Annotated in this window: 25 protein-coding genes; 6 read left to right on the top strand and 19 right to left on the bottom strand. The window is 67.4% G+C overall.

What is annotated here, in order from left to right; all coding sequences use genetic code 11:
* Positions 1-11: 11 nt before the first annotated feature.
* The 4 genes from VYI76_RS07160 to VYI76_RS07145 all read right to left on the bottom strand — a co-directional run bounded on the left by VYI76_RS07160 (position 12) and on the right by VYI76_RS07145 (position 3,830).
* Positions 12-740 carry an SIMPL domain-containing protein gene (locus VYI76_RS07160; protein ID WP_326524083.1) on the bottom strand — a complete coding sequence of 243 codons (729 nt, stop codon included), beginning with the start codon at positions 738-740 and terminating at the stop codon, positions 12-14.
* A complete protein-coding gene (locus VYI76_RS07155; RefSeq protein ID WP_326524082.1) occupies positions 734-2,554 on the bottom strand; it encodes a M2 family metallopeptidase in 1,821 nt (606 codons plus the stop codon). The genes VYI76_RS07160 and VYI76_RS07155 overlap by 7 nt, the downstream gene beginning before the upstream one ends.
* Positions 2,555-2,644: 90 nt before the next feature.
* Positions 2,645-3,406 (bottom strand): alpha/beta fold hydrolase, encoded by a 762-nt coding sequence (locus VYI76_RS07150; RefSeq protein WP_326524081.1) that lies wholly within the window; start codon positions 3,404-3,406, stop codon positions 2,645-2,647.
* Positions 3,387-3,830 carry a GFA family protein gene (locus tag VYI76_RS07145; protein ID WP_326524080.1) on the bottom strand — a complete coding sequence of 148 codons (444 nt, stop codon included), beginning with the start codon at positions 3,828-3,830 and terminating at the stop codon, positions 3,387-3,389. Before VYI76_RS07145 ends, VYI76_RS07150 begins: the two co-directional genes overlap by 20 nt.
* A gap of 83 nt (positions 3,831-3,913) precedes the next feature.
* On the opposite strand from VYI76_RS07145, the gene VYI76_RS07140 reads away from it, so the two are divergent.
* From VYI76_RS07140 to VYI76_RS07125, 4 genes are all read left to right on the top strand, one after another.
* Positions 3,914-4,357 carry a MarR family winged helix-turn-helix transcriptional regulator gene (locus VYI76_RS07140; protein WP_326524079.1) on the top strand — a complete coding sequence of 148 codons (444 nt, stop codon included), beginning with the start codon at positions 3,914-3,916 and terminating at the stop codon, positions 4,355-4,357.
* Entirely contained in the window at positions 4,350-5,408 is a 1,059-nt protein-coding gene (locus VYI76_RS07135; RefSeq protein ID WP_326524078.1) for an HlyD family secretion protein, read from the top strand. Before VYI76_RS07140 ends, VYI76_RS07135 begins: the two co-directional genes overlap by 8 nt.
* 96 nt (positions 5,409-5,504) lie before the next feature.
* Positions 5,505-6,989 (top strand): DHA2 family efflux MFS transporter permease subunit, encoded by a 1,485-nt coding sequence (locus tag VYI76_RS07130; protein WP_443018938.1) that lies wholly within the window; start codon positions 5,505-5,507, stop codon positions 6,987-6,989.
* Positions 6,990-7,032: 43 nt separating this feature from the next.
* Positions 7,033-8,217, top strand: coding sequence for an acetyl-CoA C-acyltransferase (locus tag VYI76_RS07125; protein WP_326524076.1), 1,185 nt, complete (start codon positions 7,033-7,035; stop codon positions 8,215-8,217).
* Between the two features lie 4 nt (positions 8,218-8,221).
* On the opposite strand, the gene VYI76_RS07120 is transcribed toward VYI76_RS07125, so the two are convergent.
* Together VYI76_RS07120 and VYI76_RS07115 are read right to left on the bottom strand one after the other, a co-directional pair.
* Positions 8,222-8,689 (bottom strand): GNAT family N-acetyltransferase, encoded by a 468-nt coding sequence (locus tag VYI76_RS07120; protein WP_326524075.1) that lies wholly within the window; start codon positions 8,687-8,689, stop codon positions 8,222-8,224.
* Complete coding sequence (locus VYI76_RS07115) at positions 8,686-9,165, bottom strand: SH3 domain-containing protein (protein ID WP_326524074.1); 480 nt, start codon at positions 9,163-9,165, stop codon at positions 8,686-8,688. The genes VYI76_RS07120 and VYI76_RS07115 overlap by 4 nt, the downstream gene beginning before the upstream one ends.
* A 102-nt stretch (positions 9,166-9,267) precedes the next feature.
* On the opposite strand from VYI76_RS07115, the gene VYI76_RS07110 reads away from it, so the two are divergent.
* Complete coding sequence (locus tag VYI76_RS07110) at positions 9,268-10,269, top strand: 2-hydroxyacid dehydrogenase (protein WP_326524073.1); 1,002 nt, start codon at positions 9,268-9,270, stop codon at positions 10,267-10,269.
* 4 nt (positions 10,270-10,273) lie between these two features.
* Here VYI76_RS07110 and VYI76_RS07105 read toward each other — a convergent pair whose 3' ends face one another.
* The 4 genes from VYI76_RS07105 to VYI76_RS07090 all read right to left on the bottom strand — a co-directional run bounded on the left by VYI76_RS07105 (position 10,274) and on the right by VYI76_RS07090 (position 15,421).
* The gene (locus tag VYI76_RS07105; protein WP_326524072.1) at positions 10,274-11,677 is read right to left on the bottom strand and encodes an NAD(P)H-dependent flavin oxidoreductase; all 1,404 of its coding nucleotides are present in this window, start codon (positions 11,675-11,677) and stop codon (positions 10,274-10,276) included.
* Between the two features lie 61 nt (positions 11,678-11,738).
* On the bottom strand, positions 11,739-12,875 hold the full coding sequence (locus VYI76_RS07100; protein WP_326524071.1) for a glycosyltransferase family 4 protein: 1,137 nt from the start codon (positions 12,873-12,875) through the stop codon (positions 11,739-11,741).
* 23 nt (positions 12,876-12,898) lie between these two features.
* Complete coding sequence (locus tag VYI76_RS07095) at positions 12,899-14,746, bottom strand: potassium transporter Kup (RefSeq protein ID WP_326525053.1); 1,848 nt, start codon at positions 14,744-14,746, stop codon at positions 12,899-12,901.
* Positions 14,747-14,947: 201 nt separating this feature from the next.
* Positions 14,948-15,421 (bottom strand): Lrp/AsnC family transcriptional regulator, encoded by a 474-nt coding sequence (locus tag VYI76_RS07090; protein WP_326524070.1) that lies wholly within the window; start codon positions 15,419-15,421, stop codon positions 14,948-14,950.
* Positions 15,422-15,570: 149 nt separating this feature from the next.
* On the opposite strand from VYI76_RS07090, the gene ald reads away from it, so the two are divergent.
* Positions 15,571-16,677, top strand: coding sequence for an alanine dehydrogenase (gene ald, locus VYI76_RS07085; RefSeq protein WP_326524069.1), 1,107 nt, complete (start codon positions 15,571-15,573; stop codon positions 16,675-16,677).
* A gap of 21 nt (positions 16,678-16,698) precedes the next feature.
* Here ald and VYI76_RS07080 read toward each other — a convergent pair whose 3' ends face one another.
* From VYI76_RS07080 to VYI76_RS07040, 9 genes are all read right to left on the bottom strand, one after another.
* Positions 16,699-17,340 carry a tetratricopeptide repeat protein gene (locus VYI76_RS07080; protein WP_326524068.1) on the bottom strand — a complete coding sequence of 214 codons (642 nt, stop codon included), beginning with the start codon at positions 17,338-17,340 and terminating at the stop codon, positions 16,699-16,701.
* Positions 17,337-17,729 carry a cytochrome c-type biogenesis protein gene (locus VYI76_RS07075; protein WP_326524067.1) on the bottom strand — a complete coding sequence of 131 codons (393 nt, stop codon included), beginning with the start codon at positions 17,727-17,729 and terminating at the stop codon, positions 17,337-17,339. Before VYI76_RS07075 ends, VYI76_RS07080 begins: the two co-directional genes overlap by 4 nt.
* The gene (locus VYI76_RS07070; RefSeq protein ID WP_443018915.1) at positions 17,726-18,253 is read right to left on the bottom strand and encodes a redoxin family protein; all 528 of its coding nucleotides are present in this window, start codon (positions 18,251-18,253) and stop codon (positions 17,726-17,728) included. Before VYI76_RS07070 ends, VYI76_RS07075 begins: the two co-directional genes overlap by 4 nt.
* Positions 18,250-20,172 (bottom strand): heme lyase CcmF/NrfE family subunit, encoded by a 1,923-nt coding sequence (locus VYI76_RS07065; protein ID WP_326524065.1) that lies wholly within the window; start codon positions 20,170-20,172, stop codon positions 18,250-18,252. Before VYI76_RS07065 ends, VYI76_RS07070 begins: the two co-directional genes overlap by 4 nt.
* The gene (gene ccmE / locus VYI76_RS07060) at positions 20,169-20,603 is read right to left on the bottom strand and encodes a cytochrome c maturation protein CcmE (RefSeq protein WP_326524064.1); all 435 of its coding nucleotides are present in this window, start codon (positions 20,601-20,603) and stop codon (positions 20,169-20,171) included. The genes VYI76_RS07065 and ccmE overlap by 4 nt, the downstream gene beginning before the upstream one ends.
* Entirely contained in the window at positions 20,600-20,728 is a 129-nt protein-coding gene (gene ccmD, locus VYI76_RS07055; protein ID WP_326524063.1) for a heme exporter protein CcmD, read from the bottom strand. The genes ccmE and ccmD overlap by 4 nt, the downstream gene beginning before the upstream one ends.
* Entirely contained in the window at positions 20,725-21,465 is a 741-nt protein-coding gene (ccmC, locus tag VYI76_RS07050) for a heme ABC transporter permease CcmC (protein ID WP_326524062.1), read from the bottom strand. Before ccmC ends, ccmD begins: the two co-directional genes overlap by 4 nt.
* A gap of 59 nt (positions 21,466-21,524) precedes the next feature.
* Positions 21,525-22,553: a DUF2279 domain-containing protein gene (locus tag VYI76_RS07045; protein WP_326524061.1), complete on the bottom strand. Its 1,029-nt coding sequence runs from the start codon at positions 22,551-22,553 to the stop codon at positions 21,525-21,527.
* 82 nt (positions 22,554-22,635) lie between these two features.
* Positions 22,636-23,688: a Leu/Phe/Val dehydrogenase gene (locus tag VYI76_RS07040; RefSeq protein ID WP_326524060.1), complete on the bottom strand. Its 1,053-nt coding sequence runs from the start codon at positions 23,686-23,688 to the stop codon at positions 22,636-22,638.
* Positions 23,689-23,691 lie beyond the last annotated feature (3 nt).

Raw genomic sequence — 23,691 nt, 5'->3', positions numbered from 1 at the left:
CCACGGCGACGTTATTTCGTCAGCGCGAAATCGATCCAGAGGGTTACTGATCGTTCCATCTGCCCTCCGGCGACCGGCGTAGGTGGCGGCGGGGGCGGAGCAGGCGGCGCCACGGCATAGCTGCGTGACGCCGTCACCACATAGTCCATCGGTCGCGCCGAAGTGCCGCGCTCGCTGACGCGGATCACCCGGGCGACCCGCATCCCGAGACTTTTCGCATAGGCATCAGCCTCCGCCTGGGCGGAGGCCACCGCATCCGCCCGCGCCTCCGCGACACCCTTGTTGCGATCCTGCGCGCCCAGGTTCGGCCCCGAAACCGAATTGGCGCCCGCACCGAACGCCGCCGCGATCACATCCGGCGCGGTGGCCAGTTTGGTCACCGTCACCGACACGCCGTTGTTCGCGACATAGCCGGTGATCTGCGGCTGACCTGCGAAGTCGTTCGGATTGGCGCGCGCGAAGCGTGGCTGCACGCTGATCTGCTGGGTGCGGATATGGCGGTCCTCGACGCCCGCCTTCTTCAGCGCGGCGATCACCGACGCCATCTGGCGGGCGTTGGCGTCGGTCGCTTCGCGCGCGGTGACGCCGGTGGATACCACGCCCACGCTGACGAAGGCGGTATCGGGCAGATAGATGCTGCGACCCTCCGCCTGCACCTCCAGCAACGTCTCGCCCGGTGCCAGCACCGCGACGGGGCTCGACGCCTGCAACAGCAGCGCCGCGATTCCGAACCCTACCATCCGCCCGGCCTTCCCTTGTTCTGTTCGTCGAGCCACGTCTTCAGCGGCGCGAAATATTCGACCATCGCCTTGCCCGACATCTCGCGGCTGCCGGTGAAGGCTTCCAGCGCGTCTTGCCACGGCTTCGACTGGCCCATTTCCAGCATCGCGTTCAGCTTCGCGCCGACCGCCTTGTCGCCGTAGAAGGAACAGCGGTGGAGCGGCCCCGTCCACCCCGCCTGGTCGCACGCCGCCTTGTAGAACTGGAACTGGAGGATGCGCGCCAGGAAGTAGCGCGCATAGGGCACGCCCGCCGGGATATGGTATTTGGCGCCGGGATCGAAGCGGGTCTCGTCGCGCTTCACCGGCGGCGCGATCCCTTGGTACTGGAGCCGCAGCGCATCCCACGCGCCCTGATAGCCGCGTTCGGGCACCCCGCCCGAGAACACGCCCCAGCGCCATTTGTCGACCAGCAGGGTCCACGGCACCCCCGGCACCTTTTCCAGCGCGGAACGGAGCAGCAGGCCGACGTCCTTGCTCTCGTCGGGCACCTTCGCGGCATCGAGCAGGCCGATCTTCACCAGATAGTCGGGAGTGATCGACAGCGCGACGAAATCGCCGATCGCCTCGTGGAAGCCGTCGTTGGCGCCGTTGAGGTAAAGATACGGCTGCCTGTTATAGGCGCGCTGGTAATAATTGTGGCCCAGTTCGTGGTGGATCACCGAGAAATCGACCGCATCGACCTTGATGCACATCTTGATGCGCAGATCGTCCTTGTTGTCGATGTCCCAGGCCGATGCGTGGCAGATCACCTCGCGGTCCTGCGGCTTCACGAACTGGCTGCGCGTCCAGAAAGTGTCGGGCATCGGCGCCAGGCCCAGCGAGGAATAGAAGCCCTCGCCCGCCTTCACCATCTTGACCGGGTCATAGCCCTTGGCCGCGAGCAGTTCGCCGACGTCATAGCCCAGGTCGCCAGCACCCGGAGGAGCGACGAGATCGTAGATCTTGCTCCAGTCCTGCCCCCACATGTTGCCGAGCAGGTCGCTGCGGATCGGCCCCGTCTTCGGCTGCACGGCATCGCCGTATTTCTCGTTGAGCTTCCAGCGGACATAGGTGTGGAGCGACTGGTAGAGCGGCTCGATCTCCTTCCAGAGCTTGTCGGTCGTCGGGCCGAAGGCGTCGGCCGGCATGTCGTAGCCCGACCGCCACATCGCGCCGACGTCCTTGTAGCCCAGTTCGCGCGATCCCGCATTGGCCAGCCCGACCATCTTCGCATAGTCGCCGCGCATCGATGTGCCGACATTGTCGTGCCAGCTGGTCCACATCTCCTTCAGCTTCGCCGGATCGCGCTCGGTGCCCATCGCCGCCTCGATGTCGCTGCCGTTGATCGGCTTGCCGTCCAGCGTGCCGCGCCCCTTGCCGTAGATCGACGACATCTTCGTCGTCAGCCCGGCGAGTTCGGTCGCCGCCCCGGCACGGGTCGGCGCGGGCAGCGTGATGCTGCCGCGCATCAGGTCGAGCTTGCGCTTGGTGCCGGGGGACAGGCCAGGCGCCGTCGCGTACTTCGCCGCGTCAAGCGCCAGCCTGACCTGAAGCGCGTTGCGCTCGCCGTTCATCTTCGCGCTCAGCGCATCGGTGTCCTCGGTTATGTAGGTGGCGTTGATCCACTCCATCCGCCCGGCATCGACCGAACTGTCGAACAGCTGCTTCTCGGCGCGCGCGACGAAAGCGTCGGCATCGGCCGCAGTCGGCCTGGCGGGAACGGCCTGGGCAAAGGCGGGTACTACGGCCAGCGCGCACGCCAGCGCGGCCGTGGAAATCGCGGTACGGATCATCGGGAGCTTCCTGATACGGATCATTGTGATGGCGCGGAGACTGCGCCCGGTGCGGGACGGGGTCAAGCGGTGCGCCGACACACGCCTTTTCTACCCCGCCACGAAATCGGCGATGGCCCGTCCCAGCTCCGGCTTGGTCACAGCGCTCATGTGGTTGCCCGGTATCTCGACGAAGCGCGCGTCGGGCAGCGCCTGCGCCAGTTCCGTGCCCGACCCGACCTCGTCGTCGTCGGCGCCCATCACCACCAGCGCAGGCTGGCCGAAGCCGGCGAGAGCATCGGTCGGGGTATCGACGAACGCCTCCAGCACCCCGAGCAGCGCCTGTGGATCGCCGCCGGTCGTCTTCAGGAACGCCTCCGCCATGAAGGCGGGCGAGCGGCGCTCGTGCCCGCCCAGATTGGTCAGCACATGCCGGAAATAATCGGTGCGCCGGTGGACATCGGTGATCCCGTCGAGCCCCATGCCTGAAAAGATGATCCGCCGCGGGCCCGCCCCGGTCGCGAGCATCCGCGCCGTCGTCCGCGCGCCCAGCGAATAGCCGCCGAGGTCATAGTCGGTCAGGCCCAGATGCGCGACGAGCGCGTGGCCGTCCTTCGTCAGCGCATCCGGGGGATAGGCTGCCGGGTCGTGCGGCCTCGCGCTCTCCCCGTGCCCGCGCAGATCCGGCATGATGACGCGGAAGCCGCGCGCGGCGATTGCGGCGGCATGGCCGAACTTGATCCAGTTGGTATCGGCGTCGCTGAAATAGCCGTGGATCAGGACGACGGGGCGGCCTGTGCCCATCTCACGATACGCCATGCGTTCGCCGTCGAAGCTGTCGAAATACCGGGTTTCAGTCGGGGAGCTTGCCACAGGCCTTCATCCATCTGTCTACGACGTTCGGGTTTTCCTCGCTGCGAATAGCGGGCAGGTCGCGCACGTCCAGCCACGCCTCGTGCCAGCTTTCGACGGCGTAGTTGTGCCGGGGCCGAAAGCGGGACGGATCGTCGAAGCTGGCGACCGTCAGGTCCATCGTTTCGCTGTCGGGAAAGTCGAAGGTCAGCGAGGTGCCGCAGGTCGCGCAATGCCCGCGCCGTGCGATCGGTGAGGATGAATAATGGTCCGGCGGCGTGTCCCATTCGACATCCGCCTTCTTCAGCCCAACCAACGCGATCGAGACATTTCCCGACCAGCGCTGGCACATACGGCAATGGCAAAGATAGGCGTCGTCGGTTTCGATCCGCGCCGAATAGCGTTTGGCGCCGCACATGCAGCCCCCCGTCATCCAGTCGCTCACATCCATCTCCTGCATTCGCGGTTGCACATGCCGCACGCATCCTGTGCTGGCTTTATATAAGCATACTTATTATATGGCGCCCCATGACCGACAGCCTCGGCTTCCTCCTCTCCGACGTTTCCCGCCTGATGCGCCGCCGTTTCGACGAGCGTGCCCGCAGCATTGGGGCGACGCGCGCCCAGTGGAAGGCCCTTGTAACGCTCTCGCGGCACGAAGGGATCAACCAGGGCGGCCTCGCCGACCTGCTCGAAGTCGAACCGATCACACTGTGCCGGATGGTCGACCGGCTGGAGGAATCGGGGCTGGTCGAACGCCGGCGCGACCCGAAGGACCGGCGCGCGTGGCAGATCTTCCTGACCGACGCCGCGAAACCCGTGATCGAAAAGCTGCGCGTCCACGCCGACGCCTTGTTCGAAGCCGCGTTCGAAGGCTTCGCGGCCGAAGACCGCGACCACCTGACCGCGTCGCTCGAACGCCTCCGCGACAATCTGCAGATCGAACCCGCCAAGGACGCCGCCAATGGCTGACGCCGATCCCCGCATCGATACAAACACCGCGATCGAGGTGCCCCCTGCCCGCGCGCCGCGCCGCTGGATCCGCCCGCTGCTGATGTTCGGCATTCCGCTGGCCGTGATCGCGATCGCCGGCTGGTTCTGGGCGACGTCGGGGCAGTTCGTCGCGACCGACAACGCCTATGTCCAGCAGGACAAGGTTTCGGTCGCCGCCGACGTGGCGGGCCGCATCGTCGAGGTCGGCGTGCGCGAGAACCAGCTGGTCAAGGCCGGCGACATACTGTTCCGCATCGATCCCGAACCCTATCGCATCGCGGTCGCGCAGGCGGACGCCCAGATCGCGGGCGCGCAGGTGAATGTGCAGACGCTGCAGGCGAGCTATGCCGGCACTTCGGCAGACATCGCCGCCGCGCAGGACCGCATCCGTGCCGCGCAGCAGGATTATTCGCGGCAGGATGCGCTGATGCAGCGCGGGTTCACCACGCGCGCGCGGCTCGAACAGTCCGAACATGCGCTCGAACAGGCGCGCGCATCCTATCAGAGCGCGGTCGCCGGCGCCGCCGAAGCGCGTGCCAAGCTGGCGTCGGGCGCGGCGGTGCCGGGCCAGAACCCACAGGTCGCCGCCGCCCAGGTCGCACGGTCCAAGGCACAGCTCGACCTGTCGCGCACCACCGTCCGCGCGCCCGTCGCCGGCCAGATCAGCCAGGCCGGACGGCTGCAGGTCGGCCAGATGATGGTCAGCGGCCTGCCCGCAGTGACGATCGTCGCCGACAATCGTTCGTGGGTAGAGGCGAACTTCAAGGAAACCGACCTCGCCCACATGCGCGTCGGCCAGCCGGCGGAGGTAACCTTCGACGCCTATCCGGACGTCAGGCTGAAAGGGCATGTCCAGTCGATCGGCGCGGGCACCGGCAGCGAATTTTCGGTGCTTCCCGCGCAGAACGCCAACGGCAACTGGGTGAAGGTGACGCAGCGCGTGCCGGTGCGGATCGCGATCGATAAGGCCAGCCCGCGCCAGCTGATCGCCGGCCTCAGCTCCCACGTCCGCGTGGACGTGCGGAAGTAGCACCCGCCAACAGGGTCCGTCACGTTGGCAACTTCCCCCGCCCCCGGCGTCCCCGCGCTCCACACCAGCAACCGCCCGTTGCTGACCGTGGGCGTGATGCTGGCGACGATCATGCAGATCCTCGACAGCACGATCGCCAATGTCGCGCTGCCGCACATGCAGACCGCGCTGGGCGCGACCGCCGACACCGTCACCTGGGTGCTGACCAGCTATATCGTCGCCTCCGCCATCGCGATCCCGATCACCGGCTGGCTCGCCGACCGGATCGGCAGCCGTAACCTGTTCCTGTGGTCGGTAGTGGGCTTCGTCGTCTCGTCCGCGCTGTGCGGCATGGCGCAGAACCTTGAGGAGATGGTGGCCTTCCGCATCCTCCAGGGGATCAGCGCGGCGTTCATGAACCCGCTCAGCCAGACGGTGATGCTCGACATCAACCCGCCCGAACGCCAGGCGAAGGCCATGGCGGTGTGGGGCATGGGCATCATGGTCGGCCCGATCCTGGGGCCGGTAATCGGCGGCTGGCTGACCGAAAGCTATAACTGGCGCTGGGTGTTCTACGTCAACCTGCCGCTGGGCGTATTCTGCTTCGTGGTGCTGTGGTGGCTGTTGCCGTCGCGCGCTGTCGTGAAGCGCGGGTTCGACATGTTCGGCTTTGCACTGCTCGCGATCGGCATCGCCGCGCTCCAGCTGATGCTCGACCGGGGCCTGAGCGAAGACTGGTTCTCCTCAACCGAGGTGGTTATCGAGGGGCTCATCGCGCTGATCGCGCTGTGGATGTTCGTCGTCCACCTGTTCACCGCGAAGCGCCCGATGTTCGACCGCGAGCTGTTCCGCAACCGCAACCTCGTCACCGGCCTCGCTTTCATGATCGTTGTCGGCATCGTGATGATGGCGACGATGGCGCTGCTGCCGCCGATGCTCCAGCGCATCTACGGCTATCCGGTACTCGATACCGGCCTGCTGCTGATGCCGCGGGGGCTTGGGGTGATGTTCAGCATGGCACTCGCCGCACAGCTCAGCCAGCGCGGCGTCGATCCGCGCATCCTGGTAGGCGTCGGCTTCGTGATCGCGGCGGGATCGCTGTGGGAAATGACGACCTGGACGTTGGTGATGGGCAGCGAACAGTTCATCGTCTCGGGGCTCGTACAGGGCCTTGGCCTCGGCCTTGTCTTCATGCCGCTCAACGCGATGGCGTTCGCCACGCTGCCGCCGAAATACCGCACCGAGGCATCGTCGCTGCTCAATCTGATGCGCAACATCGGCGCGTCAGTCGGCATTTCAGCGGTGACCGCGCTGCTCGCCCGCAACATCCAGATCAGCCATGCCGATCTTGCCGCGCACGTCACCTCCGACGCGCTGTCGAGCTACGACCTGTCGATGGCGCAGCAGTTCGGCGCGGCGGCCGATACTGCGCTGTCGATGATCGACCTGGAGATCAACCGCCAAGCGGCGATGATCGCCTATCTCGACGATTTCTGGGCGATGGCGATCGTCACCGCGCTGTCGGTGCCGCTGGTCCTGTTCCTCAAGCGCCCGCCAAGCCCCCAGCCCGGCGAGCGTGCCCAGCCGGTCGATTTGCACTGATCGCCCCGCGCGCTACAGCGGGCATGATCCAGGAGAAGATGCCATGTCCGCCGACCCCGTCGTCATCGCCAGCTACGCCCGCACGCCGATGGGCAGTTTCCAGGGCAGCCTGACCGGTGCTTCGGCGACCGAACTCGGCGCGGCGGCGGTGAAGGCGGCCGTCGAGCGCGCCGGCCTGTCGGGCGATCAGGTCGAGCGGATCTATATGGGCTGCGTCCTTCCCGCCGGGCTGGGCCAGGCGCCGGCGCGCCAGGCGGCGCTGAAAGCGGGCCTGCCCCGGCATATCGAGGCGACGACGCTCAACAAGATGTGCGGATCGGGCATGCAGGCGGCGATGATGGCCGCCGACGCCCTCGCCGCCGGTTCCGCCGACATCATCATTGCCGGCGGCATGGAGAGCATGACCAACGCGCCCTATCTGTCGACCCGCCACCGCGCGGGCGCGCGGATCGGGCACGACGCGCTCAAGGACCATATGTATCTCGACGGGCTGGAGGACGCCTATGAACCCGGCCGGCTGATGGGCAGCTTCGCCGAGGAAACCGCGCGCGAATACCAGTTCACGCGCGAGGCGCAGGACGGCTTCGCGATCGCCTCGCTCACCCGCGCGCAGGCCGCGCAGGCGAGCGGCGCGTTCGATCGCGAGATCGTCGCGGTCGAGGTTGCCGGCCGCAAGGGATCGACGACGGTCGCGCTCGACGAGCAGCCGCAAAAGGGCGATCCATCGAAGATTCCGACGCTGCGTCCTGCCTTCGCAAAAGACGGCACGATCACCGCCGCCAACGCATCGTCGATCAGCGACGGCGCCGCCGCGCTGGTAATGATGCGCCAGAGCACCGCCGATCGCCTGGGCCTGACCCCCGTCGCCCGCGTCGTCGCGCAGGCGGGCCATGCGCACCAGCCGGCACTGTTCACCACCGCCCCCGTCTTCGCGATGCGCAAGGCGATGGAACGAGCCGGGTGGCAAGCGGGCGACGTCGATCTGTTCGAAGTCAACGAAGCCTTCGCCGCCGTCGCGATGATCGCGATGCACGACCTGTCGATCCCGCACGACGTGCTCAACATCCACGGCGGCGCCTGCGCACTGGGCCATCCGATCGGCGCCAGCGGCGCGCGCATCCTCGCGACATTGCTGTCCGCGCTGGAAACCACCGGCGGCAAGCGCGGCCTCGCCTCGCTGTGCATCGGTGGCGGCGAAGCGACCGCGATGGCGGTGGAACTGGTCTGACGCTCTACAGCGCCATCGAATAGCAGCGGCTGAAATCGTCGGTGACGTAATCGCCAAACGCCTCGCACTCCGCGAATCCCGCGCGTTCGTACATCGCCCGCGCCGGCACGAACGCGTCGTTGCCGCCGGTTTCCAGCCCGATCCACCTCACGCCCCGCGCCCGAGCCTCGGCCAGCAGGTGGTGGAGGAGCGCGCGACCGATGCCCTGGCGCAGTCGGTCGGGCGCGACGCGCATCGACTTGATCTCCGCCCGACCTTCGCCGAGCAACTTGAGCGCGCCCATGCCGACCAGCGCGTCGCCATCGCGCGCGGCCCATAATGTCACTTCGGGCACGCGCAGGCCTGACAGGTCAAGCGCATGAACCTTGTCCGCCGGTGAGTTGGCATGCGCCGTCGTCAGGTGGAAGCGCAACAGCGCCTGCACGTCATCGCTGTCTAGATCGTCCGCGACGAAGCGCCAGCGCGGCGTCACTCCACATCCTCTCCGGGTTCGACGCCCCACAGATGGATTGCCTCGACGAAGCCGCCGCGTCCCTTCACATCAAACCAGCACCAGCCGGCCGAGCATCGACTGATCCGCCCGACCACATTGGGCTGTGCGCGGTACAGCATCCGCCCGCTGGCGCGCGGCTGGTCGCGAAGATCGACGACTATGTCGACCACCATCGCGGTGCGCGTGCCGGTCAGCAAGTTCGCCTGCATCCACCCCTGCGTGCCGCCGGGATCCTCAATCTTGCGCCATTCCTTGTAGACGTCGAGCACCTTCACCGGCAGCCCGGACCGCTTGTACAGCCAACTTGCCGGATAATTGCGGCCCGGCCCGGTGCGCATCCGCGCCTCACCGGCGGAGATCGACGCGTAATAGGGCGGCTTGCGGCTCTGCGCTTCGGCCGCCGGCGGCAGCATGACGGCCACCGCGGCAAGCGCCAGTACCGGTTTGATCCACATCGCGCGTTTCTCCCGTTCGCCGCCCTGTCCAATGCTGTAGCGGCAGCCGCGCACCCGCTTCAACCGTTGACTGGCGCCGCAGGTGCCGCCAATCGGGATGCGATGGCCGACAGAGAGCGCCCCGCCCGCCCCCGGGTAATCGTAACCCGCGAACTGCCCGACGCGGTGATGGAGCGGCTGTCCGCCCTGTTCGACACCAGGCTCAACCGCGCGGACAGCGCGATGGATCGCGCCAGCCTGGCCGCCGCGATGGCCGAATGCGACGTGCTGGTGCCCACCGTCACCGACGTGATCGACGCGGATCTTATCGCGGGGGCCGGTGATCGGCTGAAGCTGATCGCCAACTATGGCGCAGGCGTGAACCATATCGACCTGAAGGCGGCACGCGCCCGGCGGATCATCGTCACCAACACCCCCGGCGTGCTGACCGAAGACACCGCCGACATGGCGATGGCGCTGATCCTGTCGGTGCCGCGCCGGCTGGCGGAAGGGGAAAAGCTGGTGCGTTCCGGCCGGTGGGCCGGGTGGTCGCCCGGCGGCATGCTGGGCCACCGCATCGGCGGCAAGGCGCTGGCGATCGTCGGCATGGGGCGGATCGGCCAGGCGGTCGCGCGCCGCGCCCGCGCGTTCGGCCTGTCGATCCATTACCATAACCGCCACCGCCTGCCCAAGGTGGTCGAGGCTGAACTGACCGCCGAATATCATCCCAATCTGGACGAGATGCTGGCGATGGCCGACATCCTGACCATCCACACCCCGCGCAACGCCGACAGCGAGAACCTGATCGATGCGCGGCGCATCGCGCTGATGAAACCCACCGCGTTCGTGGTGAACACCAGCCGCGGCGGCATCGTCGACGAAGAAGCGCTGGTCACGGCGCTGGAGAGCGGGCGGCTCGCCGGGGCGGGGCTCGACGTGTGGCGGCACGAGCCGGAGATCGACCCGCGCCTGCTCGCGCTGCCCGGCGTGGTGATGATCCCGCACATGGGATCGGCCACCTATGAGGGCCGCCTCGCGATGGGCGATCGCGTCATCGCCAATGTCCGCGCATGGGTGGACGGGCATCGCCCGCCCGATCAGGTGCTCGACGGCTGGATGTCCTGAGCGGTCAGTCGCCGGTCAGGATGCGATCGACCAGTTGCTTCACCGTCGGCACGAAACCGTTCGAATAGAAGGGGTCCTTGCGGAAGTTGTATGCGCCATGGCCGGCAAACATCAGGTTTTCGTCGGTCGGGCCGCCGTGGGCGATGTCCTGCAACGTCTTCTGGATGCAGAAGGATCGCGGATCGGCCAGCCGCCCGGTCGAGTTGGTCTCGGTATCCGCCCAAGACGAGAACCCGCACTGGCTGAGGCAGCCCATGCAGTCGGCCTGGTCCTTGCGGATGACCTGCTTTTCCCCCGGCGTCACGAAGACGAGCGTGCTGTCCGGCGTCTTCAGCGCGTCGGTATAGCCCAGCCCATACCATTCGCGCGCGCGCATCAGGTCACCCAGCGTGACCCAGAAGTTGCGGCCCTTCACACCGACGTCCAGCTGGTGGGTATGATCGCCCGCCTCCTGCGCGGAAAAGGAAATCTGTCGTTCCGACCGCGCTTCCAGACTGCGCAGGAACGGGTTGCGAACTGCGCTGGAATAAAAGCCAGTCGGCGAAAAACGGTGGAGCAGCACGTCGCCGGGCTCGATCTCCATCAGCTTGGCCTTCCAGCCTTCCGGGATGGGGCTTTCCTGCGTCAGCAACGGACGGGTGCCGAACTGGAACACGATCTTGCCCAGTTCGGGATTGTCGATCCAGTCGTTCCAGTCGCGCAGGAACCAGACGCCGCCAGCCATCACGATCGGCACGTCGTCCGAAATGCCGCCCTCACGCATCACGTCGCGCAGTTCCTTGACGCGCGGATAGGGGTCCTGCGGCTTCAGCGGGTCCTCGGCGTTCGACAGGCCGTTATGCCCGCCCGCCAGCCAGGGATCTTCGTACACCACCGCCGCCAGCCATTCGGCCGCCTTCGAATAGGCGCGTTTCCACAGCGCGCGGAACGCGCGGCCGGAACTAACGATCGGCAGGTAGCTGACGCCGTAGGACGCCGCGATCTCGCTGAGCTTGTACGGCATCCCCGCGCCGCAGGTGACGCCAGCGACCATGCCGCGCGTACGTTCGAGCACGCCGTGCAGCACCCGCTGCGCGCCGCCCATTTCCCACAGCACGTTGATGTTGATCGCGCCCTTGCCGTCGGCGACTTCCCACGCGCGCTGCACCTGCTGCACCGCGCCCTCGATCGCATATTCGACGAGTTCCTCGTGCCGCGCGCGCCGCGTCAGAGCGCGGTACACCTGCGGGATGATCTTGCCTTCGGGATCATAGCTGTCGGCATTGACCGCCGACACGGTGCCGATGCCGCCCGCCGCCGCCCAGGCGCCCGCGGACATGTGGTTCGTCGCGGCAACGCCCTTTCCGCCCTCGACCAGCGGCCAAACCTCGCGGCCGCCATAAACAATCGGCGTCAAGCCCTTGAACACATCGCCTCCAAAAAGCCGTTTTTCCGCCCCTAGACCTAACGCGCCGCAATGGCGAGGATAATCAGCCCAGCGCGCCGGGGCGGCCGATCGCCTCGGCATAGAGTTTCGCATAGGCGGCGATCATCGCGCTTTCGTCAAACTCAGCACGCGCGCGCTGCTGGTTGGCCCAGCCGATCGCGGCACGGTTCTGCGGGCTGTCCTGCAACCATTTCATGCGGTCGCGCAGCGTCACCTCATACCGGTCCTGCGTCAGGTACGGGCGGTTGTCCTCGCTCACCATGCGGGGCACGTCGCCGACCGGCGGCGAGACGATCGGCAGGCCCGCCGCCATCGCTTCCATCACCACAATCGGCTGCTGCTCGCTGCGGGAGGACAGCGCGAACACGTCGAACAGCCCCATGTAGCGATGCGGATCACGCAGGAAACCAGGCATCACCAGCACATCGCCCAGGAACATCGCGTCGGCCGCGTCGCGGATCGCCTGTTCCTCCGGCCCCTCGCCGACGATCACCAAGCGGACCTTGCCCGGCAATCCGCCGACCGCGCGAACCAGCAGCGGCAGATCCTTCACCTCGCGCAGGCCGGCGACGGTGCCGATCACCAGTTCGCCCCTGCGCTTCACGAAACCGGGAATGGCTTTGGGATCGGGCTTGCCGGCATAGGCCATGGTGGCGATGCCGTTGGAGATGCGGCACACCCTGGCGGCCGGCTGTTTCCACACATCGAGCGCGATGCCTTCGAGCACATGGCTGGGCACCACCAGCGCCCGCGCAGCGGGCAACGCGAAGCGACGGTAGACGTTGCGCATCCGGTTGAGCCGCACCGCCTCGTCGGCGTTGAAGCCGTCCTCGTGATGGATCAGCGGGGGCGTCCCCTTTGCGAACACGCGCTTGGCCATCACGCCGTCGATCGCGCCCCAGTTATAGGTCAGCACCAGGTCGAACCGGCTCATGTACTTCGCGATCGCCTCGAACCGCGTGACGCTTGGCTTGCCGGTCAGCGGCGGCGGGTCCTGCGCGATCTCGTATTTGATGCCCTTGGCGATCGCCGCGCGCGCGCCGAGCTGGTCGGGCACGCCAGAGACGATCGTGTGCCGCGCCCGATCCCCGAACGCGTTCATCAACCGCACCGCCCGCGCCTCCTTGCCGCCGAGCGAGAAGCTGGAATGAAGGTGAAGGATGTTGACGGGCTGGGGCATGATCCTCCCCTAGCCCGTCCGCGTCAGATTTCCACCTGGCTGCCCAGTTCGACCACGCGGTTGGTGGGCAGGCGGAAGAATTCCATCGCGCTTTCGGCGTTGCGCAGCATCCAGGCGAACAACTTCTCGCGCCACAGCATCATCGCCGGCTTGTCGGACGCGAGCAGCGTCTGCCGCGCCAGGAAGAAGCTGGTGTCCATCATCCTGAATTCACCGCCGCAATGCCGGGCCAGTTTCAGCGCGGCGGGCACGTCAGGTTCCTGCATGAAACCGAACTTCAGGATTATGCGATGGAATCCCTGGCCCAGGTCCTCCTGCGTCACGCGCTTCGCGTCGGGCACGAACGGCACGTCGGCGATCTTCACCGTCAGCAGCACGATGCGCTGGTGGATCACCTTGTTGTGCTTGAGGTTGTGGAGCAGCGCGTGGGGCACGCCGTCCGCCGCAGACGTCATGAACACGGCGGTGCCGGGCACCCGCGTCGCCGATCCGGCTGCGGACTGGATGAAGATCTTGACCGGCATCGCCGCCTCGCGCAGCCGGTCGATCATCAGCTGGCGTCCCCGCGCCCAGGTGGTCAGCATGATGAAGCAGACGATACCGATCAGCAGCGGGAACCATCCGCCATCGGGCACCTTCGTCAGGTTCGAGGCGAAATACAGCCCGTCGATCACGATGAAGACCGCGACGAAAACCGCCACTGCCCAGATCGGCCAGTTCCACACCCGGCGGAACAGCACCGCCAGCATGCAGGTGGTGATGAACATCGTGCCGGTAACCGCGATGCCATAGGCGGCGGCGAGGTTGGACGATTCCTTGAAGCCGAGGATCAGCAGCACGACCATGATGCCCAGCGCCCAGTTGATGCTGGGAATGTAAATCTGGCCCGCCGCCGACGCCGATGTATGATCGATGCGGATGCGCGGCATCAGCCCGAGCTGTACCGCCTGCTGGACCACCGAGAAAGCACCGGTGATGACGGCCTGGCTGGCGATGATCGTTGCCAGCGTCGCCAGAATGACAAGTGGCAGGCGGAACTCGTCGGGCGCCATGAAGAAAAACGGATTGCTCGCCGCCGCCGGATTGGCGAGCAACAACGCGCCCTGCCCCAGATAGTTGATGATGAGCGCCGGCAGCACCGCGCCTGCCCAGGCAAGTTGGATCGGCCGCCGTCCGAAATGCCCCATATCGGCATAGATCGCCTCGGCCCCGGTCACGCACAGCACCACCGATCCGAGCGCGAGAAACGCAAGAAACCCGTCGGTGATCGCGAAGCGCACCGCCCAGCGAGGATCGAGCGCCATAAGCACGTCGGGCCGATCGGCAATATTGATCAGCCCGAGCACCGTGAGCGTGCCGAAATAGACCAGCATGATCGGGCTGAACAACCTTCCGACCCCCGCCGTGCCGATCGACTGGATCGAGAAAAGCGCGATGATAAGTCCGATCGCGATCGGGATCACCCAGCCGCTGAACCCGGGATGCACCGTCTCCAACCCCTCAACCGCCGACAGGATCGATATGGCGGGTGTGATCATGCAATCCCCGAAGAACAGCGCCGTCGCCAGCACGCCCAGGATCACCAGGCTGGTGCCCCAGCGCTTGCCCGTCCCGCTCTCTCGCTGGATGAACGCCAGCAGCGCCAGGCTGCCGCCCTCGCCGTTGTTGTCGGCGCGTAGCAGCAGCACGACATACTTCAGCGTGACGATCAGGATCAGAGACCAGAACATCAGGCTGACAACGCCGAAGATGTGCAGCGGATCGACCGCGATCTCGTGATGGCCGACGAACACCTCGCGCATCGCATAGAGCGGGCTGGTGCCGATATCGCCATAGACGACGCCGATCGCACCGACCGCGAGCCTCGCCAGTCCCTGCTTCGCATGGGACTGGGGATCGGTCTCGCTGTCGGTGGGGTTCGGTTCGGCGGAGAGCGCGGCGCTCACCGGGTACGATCCTGGGCCGGCGCGCCGGCGTTGACGGTCATGGTCACGACCTGTTGTGCCTCAAGTTGGCTCAAGCCGCGCCGCCTAGCACTCCGTCGATTGGCCCGCAATGAGTCGATTGCGGGTTCAACCCGCACCGAAGATCGCGTCCGCCTCGCTGCGTGTCGGCACCTCGCGCAGCACGAAGCTGCTGGCGATGGTCAGCACGCCGGGCAGGCAGCCGAGATGCTCGCGGTGCAGGCGCTCATAGTCGTCGAGGTCGCGGCAGAGGATCTGGAGCCGATAGTCCTGATTACCCGAGACAAGCGCGCAGCCGACCACGCCGTCGATCGCCCCAACCGCGCGCTCGAACGCGGCCAGATCCTCCTCGACCTGGGTGGACAGGGTGATGTCGACCAGCGCGCGCACCTTGAAACCCAGCGCGCGCCGCCCGAGTCGCGCGCCATAACCGCGAATCTGTCCGGCGCCTTCGAGGGCCTGCATCCGCCGCGTGCACGCCGACTGCGACAGCCCGACCCGCACGGCGATCTGGCTGACCGACAGTCGGGCATCATCGGCGACGATGCGCAGGATCGCGCGGTCGATTCGATCTGTTTGCATGGTTCTTCCAACTTGCTGGACGCATATGGCGATATCATGCAGCAAACCGCCTATCCATCGCGGACTTTGCAAAGATTACGTACCCAGAATCGTATATTTTGTTGCGATAGGCCTTTCGCGATAGCGCGATAGAGACAGGGAGAGACAGGATGCGCGTCGGTGTTCCCAAGGAGATCAAGAACCACGAATATCGCGTCGGCCTGACGCCCCCGTCGGTTGCCGAGCTGGTCGCTGCCGGCCACGAGGTGATCGTGGAGACGAAGGCGGGATCGGGCATCGATTTCGAGGACCAGGATTACGTCGATGTCGGCGCCCGCATCGTCGGCACGGCGGCGGAGGTGTTCGCCCAGTCCGACATGATCGTGAAGGTGAAGGAACCGCAGGCGCAGGAGATCGCCCTGCTCGAACCGCGCCACACGCTGTTCACCTACCTCCACCTCGCCGCCGACAAGCCGCAGGCCGAGGGGCTGATGAAGTCGGGTGCGACCTGCATCGCCTATGAAACGGTGACCGGCCGGTCGGGCGGCCTGCCGCTGCTGAAGCCGATGTCGGAAGTCGCCGGCCGCATGTCGGTGCAGGTCGGCGCGCACTATCTGGAAAAGGAACAGGGCGGCCGCGGCGTGCTGCTGGGCGGCGTGCCCGGCGTGGCGCCGGCGAAGGTCGCGATCCTCGGCGGCGGCGTGTCTGGCGTCAACGCCGCGCAGATGGCGGTCGGCATGCGCGCCGACGTGACGATCTACGACATCAACAGCGATCGCCTCGCCGAACTCGACATGTTCTTTTCCTCGCAGATCAAGACCGCCTATGCGTCGAAATCGGCGATCGCGGCGGCGGTGAAGCAGGCCCATCTGGTCATCGGCGCGGTGCTGGTGCCCGGCGCGGCGGCGCCCAAGCTGGTCACGCGCGAGATGGTCAGGACGATGAAGCGCGGCGCGGTGCTGGTCGATATCGCGATCGACCAGGGCGGCTGTTTCGAGACCAGCCATGCGACGACGCACCAGGACCCGGTGTTCGAAGTCGACGGCGTGATCCATTATTGCGTCGCCAACATGCCCGGCGCGGTCGCGCGCACGTCTGCATTTGCGCTCAACAACGCCACCCTGCCCTTCGCGCTGAAGCTCGCCAATCTGGGCGCCGAAGCGGCGATGAAGGCCGATCCGCACCTCGCCGCCGGCCTCAACGTCTACAAGGGCAAGATCGCCTACAAGGCGGTCGCCGACGATCTGGACCTCGCCTACGAGGCGTGGACCGGCTGATCCGCGCCGCGCCGGAGGCCGCTATCGCGCCGTCCGGCCCGCCGGGCTCGACAGGAAGGCGTCGAGCAATTCCAAACGGCGGCCGATTTCTCCGCGATATGCGCGGGCAGGCGAAGCAAGTGCGTAGGCGCGGCGCCACCAGCGCTGCGCCTCGCGAAACTCGCCCGCGCGGACCAGCGCGATCCCCAGGAAGAAGGGCGGCCCCGGATGGTCGGGCGCCAGCCGCATCGCCCGGTCGAAGGCAAAGCGTGACGCCGGCGACACGGTATTGCCGTCATGCTCGGCATAGGCCTGGCCCAGCGCGGTCCACAGCGCGGCACTGTCAGGATAGGCGTTGGCTGCGCCGAGATAGAGCGAGACGCTGCTCTGCAACGCACCGCTGCGCGTCAGTGCCTCCCCCGCGAAGAAATAGGGCTCGGCCACGGTATAGCGTCCGAAGAACTCCAGCCGCAGCCGGCTCAGCCCCGGATCGACGCTGCCCGTCTTTGCCGCCGGCTCGACCGGCGCGCCGGGCTGGTCGGGGCGTCCCTGTAGCGCGTAGCCCGCCGCACCGAGCATCAGCGCGGCGCCGACGAACGACGCCATCGCGCGCGGCGCCCCGGCCAGGAGCATCAGCAGGAACGCGGCTGCCATCATCCCGACGAGCATGACCCAGCCGATCATCCGCGCCTCCGGCGGAACGAAAGCCGCGCAACGGCGATACCACCGACGAGCAGCAGCAGCGGCGTGAACCACAGAGCCGCAGTCGCGCCCGAAAACGGCGGATCGTAGCTGACGTAGTCGCCGTATCGCTCGACCAGCCAACCGCGTACCTGTTCGGGCGTTTCGCCGGCCGCGATCCGCTGACGCACCAGTGAGCGCATGTCACGGGCCATGTCGGCATCGCTGTCCGCGATCGACTGCCCCTGGCACACCAGGCAGCGCAGCGTCTCCATCAGCGCCTTGGCCTGCGCCTCGGCGCGCGCGTCCTTCAATTGCACGTCGGCCATGCTCGCAGGGGCGGCGGCGATCAGAAATGCGGGCAGCAGCAGGGGCAGCAGGCGGCGGATCATCGCGCCGCCTCCAGCGCCTTCAGGATGCGCGGCACGTCGCCCGCACGGATATCGCCGATATGCTGCATCGCGATCCGGCCCGATCCGTCGATCACGAACGTCTCCGGCACCCCCGACGAACCGAGCGAGAGCTGGACCGAGCTCGCCACGTCGCTGCCGATCGCGGCATAGGGATCGCCGTAGTTGGCAAGGAAGCGCGAGACCGCCTCGGGCTTGTCGCGGATCGCGATCGCATCGATCCGCACTCCGGCCCGCTTCAGCTCCAGAAGCTGCGGCGCCTCGGCAATGCACGGCACGCACCAGCTGGCGAAGACGTTGAGCAGCCGCGGCTCGCCCTTGCGGAAATCAGCAGCCGCGACGCCGGGCTTGCCGGCGATCATCGGCTCCAGCGCGAAATCGGGCAGCGGCTTGCCCACCAGCGCCGACTGGACGGTGCGGTCGGCGGGCGCGCGCAGCTGCCCAGCCGCGAACCACAGCACGACCGCGAACAGCAGCAGAGGCGCCCAGATCAGCCAGCGCCTCACACCCATGCCTCCCGCGCCGCCGCGCGCCCCTCGCGCCGCAGGCGCCCGACCAGCGACAGCGCGCCACCCAGCGCGATCAGCGCCCCGCCCAGCCAGATGAACGTCACGAACGGCTTCCACCACAGCCGCAACTGCCAGCGTCCGGCCGCATCGGCCTGTCCCAGCACGGCATAGAGCTGGCCGTCGAGCCGGGTGGAAATCGCCGCCTCGCTGGTCGTGGTCGGCGGATTGGCGAAGAAGCGCTGCTGCGGGCGCAGGATAAACAGCCTGCCCTCGCCGCGTCGCACCGCCAGCGGGGCCTCCAGCGCCGACCAGTTGGGGCCGATCACCGGCTTGATGCCGCGAAACGTCACTTCGAATGGGCCGATGTCGATGATCTGCCCCGGCACCGCCGCGACCAGCCGTTCACGGGTGAAGGCGGCATCGCTCGCCATGCCGAACAGGCTGACGGCGACGCCCAGATGGCCGATCACCATACCCCAGGTGAACAAGGGCGTGCGGCGCAGGTCGCGTTTCCACAGCGGCGCGACGCTCGCCACCGCAAGTCCGGCGGCGATACCCAGCCCCAGGAACGGCAGCACGCCCGGAAACGGTGCGAAGGCGAAGGCCGCCGCCAGCGCGAACGCCGCCGTGGCGATCGGCCAGGTCATCCGCTGGAGCAGGGCATCCCACTGGTCACGCCGCCAGCGCAGCAGCGGCCCGGCCGCCAGCACCACACACATCGCCAGCGCGACCGGACCCGTCGTCCTGTTGAAGAACGGCGGGCCGACCGACAGCTGCGCGCCGAACGACGCCGCGACGATCGGATAGAGCGTGCCGATCAGCACGACACCCAGGATCACCGTCAGCAGCAGGTTGTTGACCACCAGCGCACCCTCGCGGCTCAGCGGCTCGAAGGTGGTCCCCGCGCGCACTGCGCCGATGCGCAGGCCGAACAGCGCCAGTGCGCCGCCGATATAGATCGCGAGCAGGACGAGGATGAAGGTGCCGCGTTCCGGATCGACGGCGAAGGCGTGGACGCTGGTCAGGATGCCCGATCGCACCAGGAAGGTGCCCAGCATCGACATGCTGAACGCCACCACCGCCAGCATGACGGTCCACGCGCGCAGCCCGTCGCGCGTCGCCAGCACCGTCACCGAATGGAGCAGCGCGGTCGCCGCCAGCCACGGCATCAGCGATGCGTTCTCGACCGGATCCCAGAACCACCAGCCGCCCCAGCCGAGTTCGTAATAGGCCCAGTAGCTGCCAGCGGTGATGCCGATCGTCAGGAATATCCACGCGATCAGCACCCACGGCCGCATCGCGCGAGCGAAGGCGGGGCCGACGTCGCGCGTCACCAGCGCGCCGATCGCGAACGAAAACGCCACCGACAGCCCGACATAGCCGACGTAGAGCGTGGGCGGGTGGAAGGCGAGGCCGGGATCCTGCAACAGGGGGTTGAGCCCCAGTCCGTCGGCGGGCGCGACATCCACCCGGGCGAACGGGTTCGACGCCGCCAGCAGGAAGGCGAAGAAGCCCAGCGCGATCGCCGCCTGCCCGCCCAGCGTCGCAGTCAGCGTCCGCCCCTCCAGCCGCCGCTCGAACCGCGCGATCGCGGCACCGGCCAGCCCCATCACCGTCACCCACAGCAGCATCGAGCCTTCGTGGTTTCCCCATGTGCCGGCAAAGCGGTAGAGCAGCGGCTTGGCCGAATGGCTGTTCTCAACGACCAGCTTCACGCTCATGTCCGACGTGACGAACAGCGCGATCAGGCAGGCGAAGGACAGCGCGGTCAACGCCCCGCCGACGATCGCGGCGGGCTTCACCGCCTGCGCGATCTCCGCCCGCCGGAACCCCAGCGCCAGCCCGGCCGCGACGAGTTGCAGCAGCGCCAGCGCTGCCGCAAGCCACAGCGCGGCCAGTCCGGCCTCGGCGATCACTGGTCCAGCGACCCGGTCTTGTGCATCTTGCCAGCCATCTGCGGCGGCATATAGCGTTCGTCGTGCTTGGCGAGGATGTTGGTCGCGACGAAGCTGCCGTCGGCGGCCAGATGCCCCTCGGCCACCACGCCGCTGCCTTCGCGGAACAGGTCGGGCAGGATGCCCTTGAAGGCGACGGGGGTGGTGGCGATGCCGTCACCGACGACGAAGGCTGTCGTCACACCGTCGGGCAATGTCCTGACGGAACCGCCCTGCACCATTCCGCCCAGCCGGATCGCGGTCCCCGGCGCGGGGGCAGCGGCGGCGAGGTCGGCGGGCGAATAGAAGAACGCCGCCTGATCCTTCAGCCCGGAGAGCGCGAGCAGTCCCGCCCCGACGATCGCGGCCAGCGCAAGCAGGACGAGCGTCAGTCGCTGGTGCTTCGCCTTCATCGCCGGCGCAGATCCTCTGCCGCCCGTTCCGCGCGACGCATCGACAGGAAGGCGGAAAACGCGAGACCGCCGCTCGCGACAATCGTCAGCGCATAGGCGGCGGCGATGAACGGCCAGTGGTTCATGCCCGCCCCTCGTCCGCCCCGGCCATCCGCCGCATCCGCGCCTCGACCCGCTGCGCCGCGAGCATCGCGCGCATCCGCATCAACACGACCGCGGCGAAGAACAGGCTGAACCCAGCAAGCGTGTACCACAGCGGCCAGAGCAGCGAGGCATCGATGCTCGATCCCGACAGGGTGATGCTGGGGCCCTGGTGCAGCGTGTTCCACCAGATCACCGAATAGCGGATGACGGGAAGCAGCACCGTGCCCGCGATCCCGAACAGCGCTGGAATGCGCCCGTCGCCGCCGCGATCCGCATCGGCACGGGCGAGCGCGATATAGGCGAGATAGACGAAGAACAGCAGCAGCATCGAGGTCAGCCGCCCGTCCCACTGCCAATAAGTACCCCAGGTCGGCCGCCCCCAGATCGCACCCGTTGCCAGGCACAGCCCGGCAAACATCGCGCCCGCCGGCGCAATGGCACGCGCGGCGATATTGGCCAGCGGATGCCGCCAGACGAGATAGGCGATGCTGGACATCGCGATCCCGCTCCACCCGCCCATTCCCAGCCATGCGGATGGAACGTGAATATACAGGATACGCACGCTGTCGCCCTGCAGATAATCCGGCGGGGTCTGCGTCAGACCGGCCCATGCGCCGATCGCGGCCAGCACCACGCCCGCCCAGAACAGCACCGGGGTCAGCGGCCGGGCGATCTTCAGGAAGCGCGCGGGATTGGCTAGGGCGTGGATACTCGGCACGGGCACCGCCGATAAGGCGAAATCATCGCCGCGTCACCCCGGCGCGCGCATCTCTCGCTTCAATCGACGTGCACCGCGACATAGGGCGGCTGGAGGTATTCCAGCGCGCCGCGCGCGACGGCGGCCGGCGAGCCGCGCCGGTCCTTCAGGAACAGTTCGGTGACGTTCAAACCGATGCCGACAAACGGCTTGCGTTCAAGCGGCTTGCCGGCCAGCCGATCCTCAAGCGCGAAGTTTTTGGCGTGATAGCCGACGTGAAGCTCGACGAATCGCAACGGCGTATCGCGCACGCCCTTGAAGCCTGCGCCCTTGAGCGCGAGCAGGAACCACTGGTTTTCGAACCTCTTGTCGCCACCGAACTGGATCAGCTTGTACGTCGGCACCGCCATCAGCCGGAAATCGACCTTCTCGCGCAGGCCCGGCACGGTGTGGCGCAACACCGAGAAGCCCGCGCCCATGCTGTTCATCAGCATGTCCTGCATCGAAAAGCCGGACCCGCGATGAATGCCGTCATACACCTCGGTATAGGTCTGCAGGCCCAGCCCCAGCGCCGCCGCGGTCAGCGCGGCGCCGCGCCCGCCGCCGGTCTTGTCGGCGATCTGGCGGTACAGCACGTCCGTGAACAGATAGGTGTTCCAGGCATGCGCCACCTTGTCGACCCCGGCCTGTTCCGTGTTCCGGCCGAAAAAGCCTTCATCGACGAAGCGGAACGGCTGCGGCTCGCGGATCACGGTCGGCAGGTTCTTGGCGGTGACGATCGCGAAGATCGCGCCGATTTCCCACTTCACCGCCTTTGCGCGCCGGCCGAAGTTCATCGCGTCGCCGGGCAGGCGCGATTCGGTCGGTTCTGCCGCCTCGGCGGGATCGATATCCCCGGATGGCGGCTGATCGACCATCGTAGCCGCGGGGACAGCCGCGATTTCCACCGCGATTTCGCGCGGAGCGGGTTCGGGTTGCGTCACCGCCGCCCGCGCGATGACCACCGCCCCCGGCTTATCGACGGATTCGATGGCGTCCTGCGCCGCCACGGGGACCGCGCAAAGTGCAAGGGCGACGGCGCCACCGCCCAGCCCGATCCGGGTACGCATTGAACAACGCCTCCACACGCGGAGGCTGTCCCCCGCAAATCCATTGCGGCGGCGTAACCAGCAGTGCCGCCGATGGTTCCGCTCAGCCGCGCCCGATCAGGCGGCGCGCGATGGCGTCGGCGACGTCGCTGGAAGGCTGGCCGGTACGCTCGGCCTCATCCCACACCTCGCCCAGCCGGTCGGGAATGCGCGCTATGCGGGCTTCCACCTCGGCGCGGTCGCCCTGCCCCAGATATTCGAGGCCGACATTGATGATGCCACCGGCATTGATGACATAGTCTGGCGCATAAAGAATACCGCGATCGGCCAGCAACCGGCCGTGCGGCGCCTCTTTCAGTTGGTTGTTGGCGCCGCCCGCCACGGCCTTGCAGTCGAGCGCGCCGATCGACGCCTCGTCCAGGATCGCGCCCAGCGCGTTGGGGCTGACAATGTCGCACGGCGTCGCCAGCACGGCTTCGGCCGCAGCGGTTTCGGCGCCCAGTTCGTCGGCCAGCGCCTTTGCCCTATCGGCGTTGACGTCGGCGATGGTCAGCCGCGCGCCGTCGGCCGCCAGCAGCCGCGCCAGCCCGCCGCCGACGCTGCCGACACCCTGGATCGCGACATGCACGTCCTTCATCCCGTCTACGCCCAGCGCGCGCTTCGCCGCTGCGTTGACGCCCAGATAGACGCCCATCGCGGTGAACGGTCCCGGATCGCCACCCGCGCCGCCTTCCGCCACCGGCAGGCCGGAGACGTGGCGGGTGCGCGTCGCGATGACCTTCATCCGCGCCTCGGACATGCCGACGTCCTCGGCCGTGACATAGCGTCCGCCCAGCGATTCGACCGCGTCGGCGAAGGCGAGCAATTGCGCCTCGGTGATGACGGCGCCGCGTTCGGGAGCCAGCACCACGCCCTTGCCACCGCCCAGCGGCAGGTCGGCCATCGCATTCTTGTAGCTCATGCCCCGCGACAGACGCAGCGCATCGGTCACCGCCTTCTCGTGATCGGCATAGTGCCAGAAGCGCACGCCGCCCGCGGCCGGCCCCAGCGCGGTCGAATGCACCGCGATCACCGCGGTCAGCCCGCTCCTGGCGTCGCGAAACAGGTGCACGCCTTCGTGCTCGTCGAAATCGCGAAGGTCCCAGACAGCGCCCATGAG

Source organism: Sphingomonas sp., from assembly GCF_035910975.1.
Classification (GTDB): Bacteria; Pseudomonadota; Alphaproteobacteria; order Sphingomonadales; family Sphingomonadaceae; genus Sphingomonas.
This window is presented reverse-complemented; position numbering and strand designations above follow the sequence as displayed.

Bases quoted from the DNA above. Each gene is read 5' to 3' on its own strand.
- VYI76_RS07160 (WP_326524083.1), bottom strand. From the start codon at position 740: ATGGTAGGGTTCGGAATCGCGGCGCTGCTGTTGCAGGCGTCGAGCCCC.
- VYI76_RS07155 (WP_326524082.1), bottom strand. From the start codon at position 2,554: ATGATCCGTACCGCGATTTCCACGGCCGCGCTGGCGTGCGCGCTGGCC.
- VYI76_RS07140 (WP_326524079.1), top strand. From the start codon at position 3,914: ATGACCGACAGCCTCGGCTTCCTCCTCTCCGACGTTTCCCGCCTGATG.
- VYI76_RS07135 (WP_326524078.1), top strand. From the start codon at position 4,350: ATGGCTGACGCCGATCCCCGCATCGATACAAACACCGCGATCGAGGTG.
- VYI76_RS07130 (WP_443018938.1), top strand. From the start codon at position 5,505: ATGCTGGCGACGATCATGCAGATCCTCGACAGCACGATCGCCAATGTC.
- VYI76_RS07125 (WP_326524076.1), top strand. From the start codon at position 7,033: ATGTCCGCCGACCCCGTCGTCATCGCCAGCTACGCCCGCACGCCGATG.
- VYI76_RS07115 (WP_326524074.1), bottom strand. From the start codon at position 9,165: ATGTGGATCAAACCGGTACTGGCGCTTGCCGCGGTGGCCGTCATGCTG.
- VYI76_RS07110 (WP_326524073.1), top strand. From the start codon at position 9,268: ATGGCCGACAGAGAGCGCCCCGCCCGCCCCCGGGTAATCGTAACCCGC.
- VYI76_RS07100 (WP_326524071.1), bottom strand. From the start codon at position 12,875: ATGCCCCAGCCCGTCAACATCCTTCACCTTCATTCCAGCTTCTCGCTC.
- VYI76_RS07090 (WP_326524070.1), bottom strand. From the start codon at position 15,421: ATGCAAACAGATCGAATCGACCGCGCGATCCTGCGCATCGTCGCCGAT.
- ald (WP_326524069.1), top strand. From the start codon at position 15,571: ATGCGCGTCGGTGTTCCCAAGGAGATCAAGAACCACGAATATCGCGTC.
- VYI76_RS07080 (WP_326524068.1), bottom strand. From the start codon at position 17,340: ATGATCGGCTGGGTCATGCTCGTCGGGATGATGGCAGCCGCGTTCCTG.
- VYI76_RS07075 (WP_326524067.1), bottom strand. From the start codon at position 17,729: ATGATCCGCCGCCTGCTGCCCCTGCTGCTGCCCGCATTTCTGATCGCC.
- ccmE (WP_326524064.1), bottom strand. From the start codon at position 20,603: ATGAAGGCGAAGCACCAGCGACTGACGCTCGTCCTGCTTGCGCTGGCC.
- ccmD (WP_326524063.1), bottom strand. From the start codon at position 20,728: ATGAACCACTGGCCGTTCATCGCCGCCGCCTATGCGCTGACGATTGTC.
- VYI76_RS07045 (WP_326524061.1), bottom strand. From the start codon at position 22,553: ATGCGTACCCGGATCGGGCTGGGCGGTGGCGCCGTCGCCCTTGCACTT.
- VYI76_RS07040 (WP_326524060.1), bottom strand. From the start codon at position 23,688: ATGGGCGCTGTCTGGGACCTTCGCGATTTCGACGAGCACGAAGGCGTG.